Below are 15,778 nucleotides of genomic sequence, written 5' to 3'. Positions count from 1 at the left end.
ATCGCGCCCGTGATGTGTCGCTCAGCCCGAAACCTCAGCCCGAAACCTCAGCGCGCGCCCGACCCGCCGCGCCCCGCGCACCCCGCCGGGCCGCCGCCACCGGGTCCACCGCGAAGACCGCGGCCACAATCGAGAGCACCGCGTACACCCCGAGGTACCCGCACAGGATCCACGGCGAGCCCCCACCGAGCTCGACGAACACGGCCGCGAGCAACGGCGTGAGCCCCACCGAGAAGATCGACCCGATCTGGTACCCGAGCGACATCCCCGAGTAGCGCCGACCGGTCGGGAACTGCTCCGCGAACCACGCCGCCTGGGGCCCGTAGATGCTGTCGTGGAACACGCACATCCCGATCAGCGCCACGAGCGGCAGCAGCACGAGCGGCCCCGCGTCGAGGAACGCGAAGAACGGCCAGATGAGCACCGCGATCCCCACCGCCGACCAGATCGTCAGCACCCGTCGGCCGACCCGATCGGACAGCCAGCCCCAGAACGGCGTCGACACGAGCGACACCGCGGAGATGACGAGCACGGCCTGGAGCCCGGCCGACGCGCCGGACGGGCCCCGCACCGACGCGAGGTACGTCAGCGAGTAGGTCGTGAGGATCGAGTACAGCGCCGGCTGCACGAGCCGCAGCCCCGCGGTGACGAGGATCGCCCGCGGGTGCCGCCGGATCGCCTGCCACACCGGGAACCGTTCGACGTTCCCGGAGGCGCGCAGCTCCTGGAAGACCGGCGCGTCCTGCACGCCGAGCCGGATGACGAGCCCGACGGCCACGATCACCGCCGAGAACAGGAACGGCAGCCGCCAGCCCCACGCCAGGAACGCCTCGGTGCCGAGCAGGCCCCGGACGAGCGTGAAGACACCGGTCGCGAGGAGCATGCCGCCCGCCGACCCCATCTGCGTGAACGCCCCGAACAGTCCGCGGTGCCGCTCGGGTGCGTGCTCGACGGACAGCAGCGCCGACCCGCCCCACTCGGCGCCGGCCGCGACACCCTGCAGCAGCCGCAGGACCACGAGCGCGACGACGGCACCGACGCCGATGGTCGCGGCGGAGGGGATGACCCCGATCAGCGTCGACCCGATCCCCATCAGCATGAGCGACGCGACGAGCAGCTTCTTCCGCCCGATCCGGTCGCCGAGGTGGCCGGCGATGATCCCACCGAGCGGACGGGCGACGAACCCGACACCGTAGGTCGCGAACGACGCGATGACGCCGACCGCGGGGGTCACGGAGGGGAAGAACGTGGGCGCGAACACGAGCGCGGACGCGGTCGCGTACAGGTAGAAGTCGTAGTACTCCACGGTCGTCCCGACGAAGGACGCCAGGGCGACGCGACGGCGGGTCGCGGTGGTCGACGGTGCGGTGGAACGGACTGGAGGCGCGGCTGCGGTGGTCGAGTTCGGCACCCTCAGGAGCATGGTCGCGTCGCGCACCTCGGGGAACACCCCGCGTAACGCGAGGTCACGTCACGCCCTCCCGCGACACGACGGCGGGGAACATGGAGCGCATGAGCGATGCACCGAACCGCCCGCTGCGCTTCGCGGCCTTCGTCATGAACACGACGTCGCACATCCAGCACGGCCTCTGGCGGCACCCGGACGCCCGCCAGGCCGACTTCGACGACGTCACGCTGTGGACCGACCTCGCGAAGACCCTCGAGCGCGGGAAGTTCGACGCGATGTTCTTCGCGGACGTCGTCGGGACGTACGGCCCCGGACGCGGCGACTACTCGACGAACCTGCGCGAGGGGCTGCAGATCCCCTCGAACGACCCGTCCGTGCTGCTCTCGGCGCTCGCCGTCTCGACGGAGCACCTCGGGCTCGCGTTCACGTCGAGCGTCATCCAGTCGCACCCGTTCGACTTCGCCCGCAAGGTCTCCACCCTCGACCACATCACCCGGGGCCGGATCGGCTGGAACGTCGTCACGAGCGCCCTCGACAGCGCCGCGCGGAACTTCGGCGCCGACCGGCTCGAGGAGCACGACGAGCGCTACGTCTGGGCCGAGGAGTACCTCGAGGTCTGCGCGAAGCTCTGGGAGGGGTCGTGGGAGGACGGCGCCGTGCTCAAGGACCCGGTGCGCGGCTACGCCGACCCCGACAAGGTGCACCGCATCGACCACCACGGGAAGCGCTACGACGTGCAGGGCCCGCACCTGTCGGCACCGTCGCCGCAGCGGACGCCCGTGCTCTTCCAGGCGGGGTCCTCGCCGGCCGGCCGAGCCTTCGCGGCGCGGAACGCCGAGGCCCAGTTCATCCTGACGTCGAACCGCGACGCCACCGAGCAGCTCATCCGCGAGACCCGCGACCTCGCTTCGGCAGCGGGGCGGCAGCGGGACGACATCGCCTTCTTCCTCGGACTGACGTTCGTCACCGGGGCCACCGAGGCCGAGGCGAAGGCGAAGGAAGCGGAGATCGACGAGTACCTCGCGGCCGACGGCTTCCTCGTGCACTCGAACCTCGGGTTCGACCCCGACACCGGCGAGCCCCTCGACCCCGAGACGCCGCTGTCCGAGGTCCGCACGCACGCCGGCCAGTCGCATCTGCAGTGGCTCCGGGAGGCCGCCGGCGACCGGGAGCCGACGATCGCCGACCTCGCCCGACTTTCCGCGAAGCTCCGTGCCCGCGTGGTCGGGACGCCCGAGCAGATCGCCGACGAGCTCGCCGACTGGCAGCGCGCCGGCGTCGACGGGGTGAACGTCATCAACTGGACGCTGCCCGGCTCCTACGAGGAGTTCGTGGACCACATCGCCCCGACCCTGCAGGAGCGCGGACTGATGCAGTCCGAGTACCGCGAGGGGACGTTGCGCGAGAAGCTCTTCGGCCACCCGCAGCTGCCCGACAGCCACCCGGCGCGGCGGTGGCGGGGAGCGTTCACGGGCGGAGCTGCCGGAACCGGCGCGGACGCCGCGCGCGACGCCGTGGAGGTGACCGCATGACCGACGCGACGACGACCACCGGGGGCGAGCCGTCCCTCCAGGCCGGCACCGGGACCAGCCGCCTGGCGGAGCTGCGCGCTCGGTTCCAGCCGCTGTTCGACCGCATCCGCGAGGGGGCCGTCGACCGCGAGCTGGCGTCCGGGACGCCGGGGGACCGGCCGCTGCCGCACGACGAGGTCCGTGCGCTCGCCGACGCGGGGTTCGGACGGCTCCGCGTGCCGGAGGACCGTGGTGGGTTCGGCGTGACGCTCGTCGAACTCGTGCACCTCGTCGCCGACCTCGCCGCTGCCGACTCGAACATCGCGCACCTGTGGCGCGGGCACTTCGGGTACACCGAACTCGTGCTCCTCCGGCCGTCGTCGGCCGGGCGGGACGAGTGGCTGCAGCGGATCGTCGACGGCGCGATCATCGGGAACGCGACGTCGGAGCGGACCGGGACGACGCTCGCCGACATCTCCACCACGGTGCGCGTCGCCGAGGACGGTTCCGTCCGTCTCGACGGCCGGAAGTTCTACTCGACCGGGACGCTCTACTCGGACTGGATCTACCTCGCGGCGGACCGCTCGGGTGACCGCGTCACGTTCGCCGTGCCGGTCGACGCGCCGGGCGTGACGAGCGTCGACGACTGGGACGGGTTCGGCCAGCGGTTGACCGCGTCCGGCACCACGGTGTTCGACGGGGTGTCGGTCGACCCCTCGGTGGTCTCGGCGTACAAGGACGCCCCGCTGTCGCACATCCAGGCCTTCTACCAGGTGTACCTGCTGGCGGTCCTCGCCGGGATCGGGCAGGCGGTGTCCGACGACGCCGTCGCGTTCGTGCGACCGCGGACCCGGACGTACATCCATGCGAACGCCGCGCGGCCCGGGGACGACCCGCAGGTGCTGGCAGTGCTCGGTCGGCTGTCGGCCGGGGCGTTCACGGCCCGGTCGCTCGTCGTCGCCGCGGCGGGGCTGCTCGACGGGGTGGTGGGCACGAACGAGCCCGGGGCCGGCGTCGACCGTGACCTGCTGGACGCCGCCGAGAACGCGGTCTACCAGGCGCAGATCGAGGTCGGGCCGCGGGTGCTCCGGGCGGCGTCGGAGCTGTTCGAGGTCGGTGGGGCCTCGGCGGCCGATCGCACGCGGGCGTTGGACCGGCACTGGCGGAACGCTCGGGTCGTGGCGTCGCACAACCCGGCGGTCTACAAGGAGCGGCTCGTGGGGGAGTACGCGCTGCACGGGCGGGGGCCGGTGGACGGGTGGGAGAAGTACCACGAGGTGGGGCCGACGCGGTTCTGAGGTGCTGGGGGGCGCTGGTGCGTGGGCGCGGGCGCGGGCACCGTGGCCCCGGCGGCCGCGCGGGCGCCGTGGCCCCGGCTACGCCCAGCCGAGCTCGTGGAGGCGCTCGTCGTCGATGCCGTAGAAGTGCCCGATCTCGTGCACGAGCGTGGTGTGGACCTCGTCCTTGAGCTCCTCGAGCGTGTCGCACTCGGCGAGGTGCTGCTTCCGGAACAGCACGATGCGGTCCGGGAGCTCGCCGAAGCCGTACTGCCCACGCTCGGTCGCCGCGATGCCGTCGTACACGCCGAAGAGCTCTTCGCCGTTCTCCGGTTCGTCCTCGACGACGAACACCACGTTGTCGAGGCCGTCGACCATCTCGTCCGGCAGCAGGTCGAGTTCGTCGGTCACGAGCTGTTCGAACGCGTCGGCGGACATCTCCATCACGTCGCCGATCGTGCCACACCGCGCTGGTGGAACCCCGTCCGGCCCGGCGGCGGACGCGCGGTCACGGGGCCGGCACCACGTCGCGGAGCCTGCGGGCGGGGACGCCGGCGTAGATGCCGTCCGGGAGGCAGTCACGACTGACGACGGATCCCGCCCCGATGATGCAGCCGTCGCCGATGCGCACCCCCGGCAGGATCGTCACGTTCGCGCCGACCCAGACACCCTTGCCGATCACCACCCGAGCGGTCGTCCCGGCGGCCCACCGCTTCGTCGGAGGGCCGATCTCGTGCGAGGCCGTGATGACGAGGGTCCCCGGGCCGAGACCGGAGTTCTCGGCCATGTAGAGCCCGCCGCTGTGGTTCACGACAACGCCACGGTTGAGGACGACGCCCCGCTCGAAGGTGACCCGCCCGCTGCCGAACCACTCGACGCCGTGCAGCACCGTGCTCCGCCGGAGTCGGAGCCCGCCGAGCCGGAGCAGGAGGAACCGTGCCTGTGACGGGACGAGCCGGGAGCTGCACACGGTGTTGAGCCAGAACTCGCGAGCGAGGTTCGGCCAGAGTTTCCGCACGAGGTTGAACACCGTTCGAGTGCACCAGATGCGAGCGCTCGACCGGAAGTTCTCCACATGTCGTATGCACGCAGGCGGTCCTGTGCACACAGCCGGTCCTGTGCACGACGAAGGCCCCGGTCCGAGGGACCGGGGCCTTCCGCTGATCTGCATCAGCACTGGGGTGAATAACGGGTCTCGAACCCGCGACCTCCTAGACCACAACCAGGCGCTCTACCAACTGAGCTATATCCACCATGTGCACACCGGGCGACCGGCGCGACCACTCAATAGTAGTACATGCCGGAGGCGGGTCAGAACACGAGGGGCGAGCCGCGCCTCCTGGACGCGCCGCAGGCGGTGTGTCCTACTGCGCGAGCCGCGGCTCCCACTTGGCGACGACCTCGTTCGCGATGGCCTTGACGTCGTCCGAGGTGGGGCCGGGCTCGGCCACGAAGCCCGCGCGGCGGTAGTACTCGAGCTCGCGGATGGACTCGAGGATGTCCGCGAGGGCACGGTGCCCACCGTGCTTCTCCGGCGCGTTGAAGTACACGCGCGGGAACCAGCGGCGGCAGAGCTCCTTGATGCTCGACACGTCGACGCTGCGGTAGTGCAGGTGTCCGTCGACGCGGGGCATGTACTTCGACAGGAACGATCGGTCGGTGCCGATGGTGTTGCCCGCGAGGGGAGCGGAGCCCTCGGCGGGGACGTGCTCGAGGATGTACTCGAGCACCTGGTACTCGGCGTCCGCGAGGCTCACACCGTTCGGGATCTCCTCAAGGAGCCCCGAGGTGGTGTGCATGTTCGTGACGAACTCGTTCATGTTGTCGAGTGCCGACTGGTCGGGCTTGATCACGATGTCGAAGCCGGGGTGCACGGGGACGAGGTCGAAGTCGGTGACGACCACGGCCACCTCGACGAGTTCGTCGACCTCGAGGTCGAGGCCCGTCATCTCGCAGTCGATCCAGACGAGGCGGTCGTTCGCAGTTGCCATGGTGTCGATCCTATTCCGCGGCGGGGCGGGGGCGCTTTCCGCCCGCGCGCCCGGCCGTTCGCGGCCCGCCCGGCCCGCGAGCGGGCGGTATGTGCGCGCTGAGGGGCGCGGCTGGGACGTATTCGCCCGCTCGCGGCGCGGTGTGCGCGAGCGGGCGGTATGTGCGCGTTGCGGGGTGCGGTCCGGACGTTCTTCGCCCGCTCGTGGCGCGGGGTGAGCGCGAGTGCCTGGAGGCGCGGCGCCGGTCTCGGGGGCGACCCGCGCCTCCAGGCGGCGCCCGTGCCACCTGCGCGAGCGGGCGGAATGAGCGGGGTGCGGGGTGTGAGCCGCGCAGGATTCGCCCGCTCGCGTGGCCGGTGCGGCGAGCGGGCGGTATGTGACGGCTGCGGGGCGCGACCGAGCCCGATTTCGCCCGCTCGCGGGGTGGGCGCGAGGGTCTGGAGGCGCGGTGCCGGTCTCCGGGTCGACCCGCGCCTCCAGGCGGTCACCCCGGGATCCGCGAGCGGGCGGAATGCGCAGGGTGCGGGGTGCGCGCGGGACGGAAAACGCCCGCTCGCGCGGGTGAGCGCGCGAGCGGGCGGAAGGTGCTGGGTGCGGCGGGTGAGCGGGACGTACTTCGCCCGCTCGCGGAGCGCGGAGCGCGGAGCCCGGCCAGCGCCGGGCCGGGGGCCGGGGCTACGCCATCTCGCCGGCGGCGATGGCCTCGGCCTCGACGGGCTCGGGCTCGGCGCCGTCGTCGACCCGGCGCAGCACGCGCGTGGTGCACACCACGACGACGAACGCGACGGCGACGGACAGCCCGGCGAACACGTACGCGGCCGACGGGGCGAACTGGTCGGCGAGCAGGGTGGCCACGGGTGGGGCGATCGCACCGCCGATGAAGCGCACCGCGGAGTACGCGCTCGAGGCGACGGAGCGGGGGAGGTCGGTGGCCTCCATGACGCACTCGGTGAGCACGGTGTTGAGGACGCCGAGCACGAGGCCGCCGATGATGACGCAGATGATCAGGCCCACCTGCGACTGCACGACCACGGCGGCGGCGAACAGGTCGAGCGCGAGCAGCGGGAGCGCGATCTTCAGCACGGTGGTGCGGCGGAGTCGTGCGGTGAGCATCGGGGCGACCCAGACCGAGGTGATCGCGAGGCCGACGCCCCAGCCGAAGAAGGTGAAGCCGATGCCGAGTGCGCCGAAGCCGAGCGGGAAGGGCGTGTAGGCGAGCAGGACGAAGAAGCCGATGTTGTAGAAGAGCGCGGTGACGGCGAGGGCGGTGAGTGCCGGGCGACCGAGTGCGCGGAACGGCGCGGAGAGCTTGGTCGGCGTGGGCTTCTCGAGGTTCTTCGTCTTGAGGAGCGTGACGATGGCGATGAACGCGATGGCCATGAGCGTCGTGACGCCGAAGAACGGGCCGCGCCAGCTGACGGAGCCGAGCAGGCCGCCGACGAGCGGGCCGACGGCGATGCCGAGGCCGAGCGCCGCCTCGTACAGGATGATCGCGGACGCGGTGCCACCGGAGGCTGCGCCGACGATCGTCGCGAGCGCGGTGGAGATGAAGAGCGCGTTGCCCAGACCCCAGCCCGCGCGGAAGTCGATGATCGTCCACACGCTGTTCGACGTCGCCGCGAGCACCGAGAAGAGCACGATGAGGGCGAGGCCGATGAGCAGGGTGTTCTTCGCGCCGATGCGGCTGGACACCCAGCTGGTGAAGAACATCGCGACACCGGTGACGGCGAGGTAGCTCGTGAAGAGGAGCTCGGTCTGCGCCGCGGTGGCCTTGAGGGACGAGGCGATCGCGGGGAGGATCGGGTCGACGAGGCCGATGCCCATGAAGGCGACGACGCAGGCGAAGGCGATCGCCCAGACCGCCGATGACTGCTTGAGGATGCTGCCGGACTGTGCGGCGGGTGCGTGGGCGTTCACGCGTGGGTCTCCGTTCTGGTGGCGGTGGAGGTTCGGGCGGCGATGACCTCGACGGCGTCGTGCAGGGTGTCCCACTCGTCGTCGGACAGGTCGGCGAAGAGCGGGCCGACCGTCCGGGTGAGGGTGACCCGCCAGGACGCCAGGCGTTCACGGCCGGCGTCGGTGAGCTCGATGAGCTGCCCGCGGGAGTCGTCGGGGTCGACGCTGCGGGACACGAGTCCGTCGGCGAGCATGCCCGCGACGAGTCGGGTCATCGTGGGCTGCGCGACGCGGGAGGCGGCAGCGAGCTCGCCGAGGCGGAGCGGCTGGTCGGTCTCGAGGATGCCGAGCGTGCGCCAGACGGCGGAGGACGTGGTGTTCCCCGTCGCTTGCGCTGCGGTGCGGATCAGGCGGTTGACGGAGACGAGGAGCGTCTCGATCGTCTGTTCACGCGGTGATTCCATAGCCAAACTATATAGCGAGGCTATGAATGTGTCAACAGGCGGTCCCTGGTAGAAGGGATGCATGAGCGACATCACCATCCACGAAGGCGACGAGTACACCGCGATCTTCCACGGCGGACCCTTCGACGGCACGACCGACACCCGCACGGCCACGAGCGACGCGCTGGACGACGAGGTCACGGTGTTCGCCGACGTCGAGGGACTCCAGACCGCGTTCACCTACCGCATGACGAAGTCCCGCCAGGTGCTCGACCAGACCTCGGCCGAGTTCGAGTACGTGCCGGGGGAGTCCGACCCGGTGGACGACCTCGCGGACCGCGGGGACCGCAGCGGCGAGTTCGACCGCGAGTAAGCAACAGCGCCGCACCACACGCACCGGGAGTAGATCCGGCCGCGCCCGCGTTGCAGGACCACATGCAGCTCGACCTCTGGACGTCCTCGTTCTGCGCCCCGTGCGCCGCCGCCCGCCGGGTGTCGGCCGAGGCGTCCGAGCTCGTCCCCGGGCTGCACGTGACCGAGCGCGACGTGGCGAACCACCCCGACCAGGCGGAGGACCTCGGCATCCGGTCGACCCCCACGATCATCGTGCGGCGGGACGACGGTGCCGAGGTCTTCCGGTCAGCCGGCGTCCCGACCCGGGACCAACTGCTCCTCGCGATCGCCAAGGCGGTCTGACGGGCCACCACCGGACGCGGCCCCTCCGGACGCGGCCCTGCCCGACCCGGACCCACTGACACGCTGACTCGTCGGCGCGAGCAACACCGGCACCTCCGCCGGCCGCACCACCCGCCGCACCTGCCGGACGACCCGCTTCAGCGCCCGCACCGGCGCCCCGATCAGCAGCGCCACGGCCCCGAGGACACTCCGGTCGTCCGGCCCGAGTGCGTTCTTCCGCTCCCAGGCCCGACGGAGCACGCCACCGCGACTCCGGCGTGCCGCCGGTCGGTCGCGCAGGACCCCGGCGTCGCGGGACTCCATGAGCCGTTCGGTTCGTTCGGCCCAGTCGTTCTCCGAATACGGGTGGAAGTGGTTGTCGTACATCCACTCGGCCCGGACCGTCCCGAACCGGCCGTCCACCAGGTCGACGGCGTCGCCCTCGAGCCCGCTGCCCACGAACACCTCGTTGATGAGGTGTCGCCCGATGCCGAAGTCGGTCAGGGTGAGCGCGGGGATGCCCCGGGCCGCCGCTTCGAGCACGGCCGTCGAGCTGATCGTGACGAGGGCGACCGCCCGGTCGAGGTGCGCGGACATCGGCCCGCTCTCGACCACGAGGTTCGCCGGCGCGTCCGTCGGCACGAGGTCCGGGTACGGGTCCTGTTCGCGGTGCGTCTGGTGCTCTCCGGCGGCGGCACGGACCTTGATCACCACGCGCCACTCCGGGTGCCGACGGGCGGTCTCGGCGAGCCACCCGACGACACGCTCCCGCTCGGCACGTTCGACGGGGACGCTCGGCTGTGCGGCGAAGACGACGGAGTCGCGGACGATCGCAGCGCCGTCACGGCTCGCAGCGGCTCCGGACGGCCGCGCGAACGGCAGGGTCGCGAGCGCGAAGTGCGGCTCGACGCCGCCCTCGGTCGCGAGCTCCTCGTAGGCGCGGACCTCGCGGTGGCTGTGCAGCACGAACAGGTCGGCGCGCGCCCGGAAGAACACGCCCTTCCACTTCGCCGGGTAGGAGATCCCGGGCAGCCCCGTCACGAGGACGGGTCGCCGTGGCACACGACGGTGGACCTCCTCGATGACGAGCTCCGCCACCGGTCCGATCAGGGACACCAGCACGGCGTCCGGTGGGTCCTGCCGGAGTCGTTCGACGATGGCGTCGACCTCGAGCGCCTCCGGCGGCGCCGCGGCCAGGTGCGCGAGCCGGTCGTCGAGCCCCCGGAACGCGGACCGCAGCTGCGCGCGGCTCGCCGATCGCGGCGTCGCCACCGTGAGGAGTTCGAGGTCCCAGTGCGCGGGCGCCGTGGCGAGCAGGTGGGCGCCCCACTTCGCGAACGAGTCGGTGTCGACCAGACCGACCACGCGTCGGACGCGTGGCAGGGCATCGGACGGGAGGCGCGCCTCCCGTCCGTCCCTCGGCTCGCCCCCGTTGCCGGTCGCGTCCAGGTCCCCGCCCGTCACGCTCCGACGCGACGCAGCTTCGCGAGCGGTGCCCGCTCGCCGGGCATGACCCGCTTCACGCCGTCGCCGAGCGCGGTCTCGATGATCCGGACGTCGCGCGCGAGCGTCTGCAGCCCGTGCGGTTCGAGCGACGCGGCGTGGTCGGAGCCCCACATCGTGCGGTCGAGCGTGATGTGGCGCTCGACGGCCGTCGCGCCGAGTGCCACTGCGGCGATGGAGATCTGCAGCCCGGGCTCGTGGCCGGAGTACCCGACCGGGACGCCTGCGTAGCGGTTCGCGAGGGTGTCGATCATCCGCAGGTTCGCCTCCTCGGCGGGGAGCGGGTACGTCGACGTGGCGTGCATGAGCACGAGTCGCTCGGTGCCGAGGGCCTCCACGGCACGGTCGATCTGCTCGAGCGTCGACATCCCCGTCGAGAGGATCACGGGCTTGCCGGTCGCGGCGACCTCGGCCAGGAGTCCGAGGTCCGTCACCGACGCCGAGGCGATCTTGTACGCCACGACGTTGAGGTCCTCGAGGAAGGCGACCGACGGCTCGTCCCACGGCGAGGCGAACCAGTCGAGCCCGCGGAGCGTGGCGTGGTCGCCGATCTCGATGTACTGGTCGCGGTCGAACTCGACGCGGTACCGGTACTCGAGGTAGGTCATCTCGCCCCACGGCGTGCTGCGCGGCGTCTGCTTCATGTGCTCCGGCGTGGAGATCTCCGGCGTGCGCTTCTGGAACTTCACGGCCTGCAGCCCGGCGTCGGCCGCGACGTCGATGAGTCGCTTGGCGATGTCGACGTCGCCGTTGTGGTTCAGGCCGATCTCGCCGATGAGGTACGCGGGGTGGCCCGCGCCGATCGTGGACGTGCCGATGGTGACGGTCATGGTGCTCCGTTCGGTGCGGGGACGTGCGGCTCGGTGGCCGGACGGTGGTCTGGTGCGTGTTCGTCGGACCGGTGCGCGGGACGGTCGAGCCGTGGTGCGAGGACGGACGCCAGCGCGAGGTCGGCCGGGTCGTCGACGTCGATCGCTCCGGCACCGTCGACGACGACGAGTTCGACGCGGCCGTGGAACCGGTGGCGGTGCTCGCGGAAGGCGGCGGCCCGGAAGGCGTAGAACGCGCCCGTCTCGCGGAACTCCGGCTCGCGGTCCTGCCGCCGGGGGCGGACGGCCTGGTCGTGGTTCACGGCGCGGGCGGAGCCGTCGGCGCCGATGCGCCAGAGGAACGCGTGCGAGGGCGCCGCGGCGAACACCGAGTCGGCGTGGCCGTCGCGGACCCGGGTGACGGCGGCGTCGAGGTCGGCCGGGTCGATGAACGGCGAGGTCGCCTGCAGGAACACGACGACGTCGGGCTCCTCGCCCGCGGCCGCGAGCGTGTCGAGGACGTGCAGCAGCGCGGACTCCGACGAGGCCTCGTCCCCGGCGAGCGCTGCCGGACGCCGGACGACCCGGGCGCCGGCGGACAGGGCTTCGGCCGCGATGGCGTCGCCGTCCGTCGAGACCACGACGGTGTCGATCGTCGTCGCTGCTCGGGCGGACTCCACCGCGCGACGGACCAGGGAGCGCCCGGCGACGGGGCGGAGGTTCTTGCCCGGGATGCCCTTCGACCCCGCACGGGCCGGGACGACCGCGACGACGGAACCGGTGGGGCGCATGCTCGGGACGCTACGAAGCCGCGGTGTCGCGGAGGCGAACACCAGGCAGACGCGCGCCGAACCGTTCCGGAACCCGACCCGGCGGACGCACGCCGCGCCTCCCGGCGCTTCCACAGCGCTGCCAACGGATGCCGAAAGCCGACCCGGTGACGCTGGGACCATGCGCATCAGCTCCCGCACATCCGCCGTCCAGCGAGCACGGTGGGAACGTCCTGCCTTCTTCGGCCTGCTGGTCGCGACGGCCGTCCTGTACCTGGTGAACCTCGGGGTGAACGGGTACGCGAACGCGTTCTACTCGGCGGCCGTGCAGGCGGGGAGCGAGAGCTGGGAGGCGTTCTTCTACGGCTCCTCGGACGCGGGCAACTCGATCACGGTCGACAAGCCGCCGGCGTTCCTCTGGGTGATGGAGCTGTCCGTGCGCCTGTTCGGCCTCAACTCGTGGGCGATCCTCGTGCCGGAGGCCCTCATGGGCGTCGGGACGGTGGCACTGCTGTACGTCATCGTCCGGCGGCGGTTCTCCGCCGGGGCCGCGCTCGTCGCGGGCGCCGCACTCGCGACGACCCCGGTCGCGACCCTGATGTTCCGCTTCAACAACCCGGATGCACTGCTCACCCTGCTCATGGTGCTGTCACTCTGGCTCGTCCTGCGTGGCGTCGAGAGCGGACGTCTGCGATGGGTCGTCCTGGCCGGCGTGGCCGTCGGGATCGCGTTCCTGACGAAGCAGCTGCAGGGGTTCCTCATCCTGCCCGTGCTCGTCGGCGTGTACCTGTCCTGCTCGTCGCTGCCGTTCGTGAAGCGCATCGTGCACCTGCTGTGGGCAGCCCTCGCCGTGGTCGTCGCCGGCGGGTGGTGGGTCGCCGTGGTGGAACTCGTGCCGTCGTCGTCCCGCCCGTACATCGGCGGGTCGCAGACGAACTCGTTCCTCGAGCTCACCTTCGGGTACAACGGCCTCGGACGGGTCACCGGCGACGAGACCGGCAGCGTGACCGGGGGCGGCGGAACTGCCGGAGCCGGCTCCTGGGGCGCCACCGGGCTGCTGCGGCTGTTCGGGTCGGAGTTCGCCGGGCAGATCACTTGGCTCCTGCCCACCGCACTGGTCCTGCTCGTGGCGGCGCTCGTCGCGATCGGGTTCCGGCAGCGGACGCCCTCTGCTCGCTCCCGCCTCGCCACGGTCATCGCGCTGGGTGGGTCACTGCTCGTGACCGGGCTGGTGTTCAGCTTCATGGGCGGGATCTTCCACCCGTACTACACGGTCGCGCTCGCGCCGTACATCGCCGGGCTCGTGGGCATCGGCGCCGGGGTGCTGTGGGAGCGGCGCGCGTCGTGGTGGTGGCGAGGGACGGCGGCGTTCGCGGTGGTCGTCACGGTGGTGTGGCAGTGGCACCTGCTGACGGCGGCGTCGGGCTGGCAGCCGTGGATCCGGTGGGTGGTGCTCGTGGTCGGGGTGGTGACGGCGGGGGCGGTGCTGGTGCCGGTGCGCGGCGGCGGGCTCGCGAGGTGGTCCCGTCCGATCAGCAGCGTCGTGGTCGTCGGCGCGGTCGTCACCGGCTTGCTCGGACCGGCGGCGTACTCGATCGACACGGTGACGACCGCTCACACCGGGGCGCTGCCCTCGGCCGGACCGACCGTCGCGGGCGGCGGGTTCGGTGGCGGCGGGTTTGGTGGCGGCGGGGCTCGCGGTGGCGGTGGCGGCGGGTTCGGCGGTCCTGGAGGCGCGGGTGGCGTCGGCGGGACCGGTGGACCGGGTGGGGCGGGCGCGGCCGGCGGGACCGGTGGACCGGGTGGGGCGGGCGCGGCCGGCGGGACCGGTGGCGGGACCGGGACCGGGGCCGGTGGCGGGACCGGGACGGGGACCGGTGGCGGGACGGGGACCGGGACCGGGACGGGGCGTGCGGGTGGCGGCGGGTTCGGTGGTGCCGGGAGTCTGCTCGGCGGGTCCACCGAGGTCTCCTCGACGCTGCGGAAGGCGCTCCTGGAGGACGCCGACGACTACACCTGGGTCGCCGCCACCATCGGGTCGAACAGCGCCGCGACCTACCAGCTCGCCACGGGCGCTTCGGTGATGCCCATCGGCGGCTTCAACGGCTCGGACCCGTCACCCACCCTTGCGAAGTTCCAGGCAGACGTCGCTGCCGGGGAGATCCACTACTTCATCGCCGGCAGCGTCGGGCAGTCGAACGGCGGCAGCGACGCGGCGTCGGAGATCTCCGAGTGGGTCGAGTCGACCTTCACCTCGTCGACGATCGGAGGCGTCACGGTCTACGACCTCACCGCGGGCTAGGGTCGACGAGTGCTCGGAGCCGACGACCCCCTGGACCCGGTGCCCCGTCGCGTCCTCGTCGCCGGCACCACGGGCGTCGGGAAGACCACCACGGCCGGGCGTATCGGCCGGGTCCTCGGCCTTCCGCACACCGAGATCGACTCGCTGTACCACGGGGCCGGCTGGGTCCCGCGGGACACCTTCGTCGCCGACGTCGAGCGGTACACGAGCGAACCCGCGTGGGTGACGGAGTGGCAGTACACCTCCGTCCGGGCGATGCTGGCGAACCGTGCAGACACGCTCGTGTGGATCGACCTGCCGACTGCCCAGGCGCTCTGGCGGCTGCTGCGTCGGACGCTCCACCGTCGGTTCGGGCGCATCGAGATGTGGAACGGCAACGTCGAACCGTCGCTGTGGACGTTCTTCACCGATCGCGGCCACATCCTCCGCTGGGGCATCAGCACCCGGAACGTGACGCGTCGTCGGGTGCCCGAGCTCGTCGAGATCGCGCCGCACCTGCGCATCGTCCACCTCCGGTCGCAGCGGGAGGTCGACCGGTTCGTGCAGCACCTCGGCGAGGGTCGCGGATAGAATCGGGGCCGTCCGCCTCCGTAGCTCAGTGGATAGAGCAGGTGGTTTCTACCCACCGTGCCGCGGGTTCGATTCCTGCCGGGGGCACACACGACGAAGGCCGCCGTCCATCGGGACGGCGGCCTTCGTGTCGTTCGGCGACTGCCTACTCGTCGTCGTCGGCAGCGCGGCGACGGAGCTCGCTCGCGCTGATCGGCTGCGTGTAGGGCGCTTCCGAGGTCTCGTTCGCGTCGGCCGGTTCGGCGGGGCCGTCCGCGATGCGGGTCGGGATCGACCGGGTGTGTGCGGTCGTCGAGGCGTCGACACCGCGGGCGTCGGACTCCGTGGTGCGGTTGACGTGCGCGTCCGCCGAGGTCGGCTTGGCGACCGGCGGTGCTGCGCTCGCGTCGGGACCGGTCGTGTCCGCCCCGCGGGGCCCGCTGCTCCGGCTGTCCGTGGTGGGTCGGTCGGTGCTGCGAGGGCTGCTCGGCCGGACGTCGTCGACGGCGTCGGCGTTGTCGGTGTCCGTGCCGGACGCGGTCGACGGGCCGCGCGTGCCGGCGGGCGATGCCGGCGAACCCAGGGGCGCCCGGGTCGGGGTGGCGGCGCCGTCGCCGTACGCGGGGGTCGCGCCGTCGCCGTAC

General features: G+C 72.2%; 16 protein-coding genes and 2 tRNA genes. 7 read left to right on the top strand and 11 right to left on the bottom strand.

Annotated elements, in window-relative coordinates:
* Positions 1–34: 34 nt before the first annotated feature.
* A complete protein-coding gene (locus BIV03_RS12395) occupies positions 35–1,411 on the bottom strand; it encodes an MFS transporter (protein WP_071295939.1) in 1,377 nt (458 codons plus the stop codon).
* Positions 1,412–1,512: 101 nt separating this feature from the next.
* Here BIV03_RS12395 and BIV03_RS12390 point away from each other — a divergent pair, with 101 nt between their 5' ends.
* Both BIV03_RS12390 and BIV03_RS12385 read left to right on the top strand, forming a co-directional pair.
* Positions 1,513–2,940, top strand: a complete 1,428-nt coding sequence (locus tag BIV03_RS12390) for an LLM class flavin-dependent oxidoreductase (RefSeq protein WP_071295938.1) — start codon at positions 1,513–1,515, stop codon at positions 2,938–2,940.
* Positions 2,937–4,217, top strand: a complete 1,281-nt coding sequence (locus BIV03_RS12385; RefSeq protein ID WP_071295922.1) for an acyl-CoA dehydrogenase family protein — start codon at positions 2,937–2,939, stop codon at positions 4,215–4,217. Before BIV03_RS12390 ends, BIV03_RS12385 begins: the two co-directional genes overlap by 4 nt.
* A gap of 78 nt (positions 4,218–4,295) precedes the next feature.
* Here the strand turns inward: BIV03_RS12385 and BIV03_RS12380 are convergent, their stop codons facing one another.
* The 6 genes from BIV03_RS12380 to BIV03_RS12355 form a co-directional block, all read right to left on the bottom strand.
* Positions 4,296–4,640, bottom strand: a complete 345-nt coding sequence (locus BIV03_RS12380) for a metallopeptidase family protein (RefSeq protein ID WP_071295921.1) — start codon at positions 4,638–4,640, stop codon at positions 4,296–4,298.
* Between the two features lie 64 nt (positions 4,641–4,704).
* Positions 4,705–5,226 (bottom strand): DapH/DapD/GlmU-related protein, encoded by a 522-nt coding sequence (locus BIV03_RS20250; RefSeq protein ID WP_302847772.1) that lies wholly within the window; start codon positions 5,224–5,226, stop codon positions 4,705–4,707.
* 147 nt (positions 5,227–5,373) lie between these two features.
* A tRNA-His gene (locus BIV03_RS12370) sits at positions 5,374–5,449 on the bottom strand.
* Between the two features lie 111 nt (positions 5,450–5,560).
* Complete coding sequence (orn, locus tag BIV03_RS12365) at positions 5,561–6,187, bottom strand: oligoribonuclease (protein ID WP_071295920.1); 627 nt, start codon at positions 6,185–6,187, stop codon at positions 5,561–5,563.
* A gap of 675 nt (positions 6,188–6,862) precedes the next feature.
* Entirely contained in the window at positions 6,863–8,104 is a 1,242-nt protein-coding gene (locus tag BIV03_RS12360) for an MFS transporter (RefSeq protein ID WP_071295919.1), read from the bottom strand.
* Entirely contained in the window at positions 8,101–8,547 is a 447-nt protein-coding gene (locus BIV03_RS12355; RefSeq protein WP_070416616.1) for a MarR family winged helix-turn-helix transcriptional regulator, read from the bottom strand. The genes BIV03_RS12360 and BIV03_RS12355 overlap by 4 nt, the downstream gene beginning before the upstream one ends.
* A gap of 61 nt (positions 8,548–8,608) precedes the next feature.
* On the opposite strand from BIV03_RS12355, the gene BIV03_RS12350 reads away from it, so the two are divergent.
* Positions 8,609–8,899 carry a hypothetical protein gene (locus tag BIV03_RS12350; RefSeq protein ID WP_071295918.1) on the top strand — a complete coding sequence of 97 codons (291 nt, stop codon included), beginning with the start codon at positions 8,609–8,611 and terminating at the stop codon, positions 8,897–8,899.
* A 62-nt stretch (positions 8,900–8,961) separates the two neighbouring features.
* On the top strand, positions 8,962–9,222 hold the full coding sequence (locus BIV03_RS12345) for a thioredoxin family protein (RefSeq protein WP_071295917.1): 261 nt from the start codon (positions 8,962–8,964) through the stop codon (positions 9,220–9,222).
* Here the strand turns inward: BIV03_RS12345 and BIV03_RS12340 are convergent.
* The 3 genes from BIV03_RS12340 to BIV03_RS12330 are packed head-to-tail and all read right to left on the bottom strand — an operon-like array spanning position 9,166 to position 12,304.
* A complete protein-coding gene (locus BIV03_RS12340; protein ID WP_071295916.1) occupies positions 9,166–10,665 on the bottom strand; it encodes a DUF6716 putative glycosyltransferase in 1,500 nt (499 codons plus the stop codon). The two genes, BIV03_RS12345 and BIV03_RS12340, sit on opposite strands and share 57 nt — an antisense overlap.
* Positions 10,662–11,534, bottom strand: a complete 873-nt coding sequence (locus tag BIV03_RS12335; RefSeq protein ID WP_071295915.1) for an N-acetylneuraminate synthase family protein — start codon at positions 11,532–11,534, stop codon at positions 10,662–10,664. Before BIV03_RS12335 ends, BIV03_RS12340 begins: the two co-directional genes overlap by 4 nt.
* Complete coding sequence (locus BIV03_RS12330) at positions 11,531–12,304, bottom strand: NTP transferase domain-containing protein (RefSeq protein ID WP_071295914.1); 774 nt, start codon at positions 12,302–12,304, stop codon at positions 11,531–11,533. Before BIV03_RS12330 ends, BIV03_RS12335 begins: the two co-directional genes overlap by 4 nt.
* Positions 12,305–12,464: 160 nt before the next feature.
* Between BIV03_RS12330 and BIV03_RS12325 the strand changes: the two genes are divergently transcribed.
* The 3 genes from BIV03_RS12325 (at position 12,465) to BIV03_RS12315 (ending at position 15,242) form a co-directional block, all read left to right on the top strand.
* The gene (locus tag BIV03_RS12325) at positions 12,465–14,585 is read left to right on the top strand and encodes a glycosyltransferase family 39 protein (RefSeq protein ID WP_071295913.1); all 2,121 of its coding nucleotides are present in this window, start codon (positions 12,465–12,467) and stop codon (positions 14,583–14,585) included.
* A gap of 9 nt (positions 14,586–14,594) precedes the next feature.
* Positions 14,595–15,155, top strand: coding sequence for an AAA family ATPase (locus BIV03_RS12320; protein WP_071295912.1), 561 nt, complete (start codon positions 14,595–14,597; stop codon positions 15,153–15,155).
* A gap of 14 nt (positions 15,156–15,169) precedes the next feature.
* Positions 15,170–15,242, top strand: a tRNA-Arg gene (locus BIV03_RS12315).
* Between the two features lie 58 nt (positions 15,243–15,300).
* Here the strand turns inward: BIV03_RS12315 and BIV03_RS19665 are convergent.
* Positions 15,301–15,778: hypothetical protein (locus BIV03_RS19665; RefSeq protein WP_217637383.1), on the bottom strand; the 478-nt coding region annotated here is incomplete at its 5' end.

It is taken from the genome of Curtobacterium sp. MCBA15_016, from assembly GCF_001865105.1.
Taxonomy (GTDB): Bacteria; Actinomycetota; Actinomycetes; order Actinomycetales; family Microbacteriaceae; genus Curtobacterium.
The sequence above is the reverse complement of the archived record's forward strand: the minus strand, read 5'-3'. Positions and strand labels throughout refer to the sequence as shown.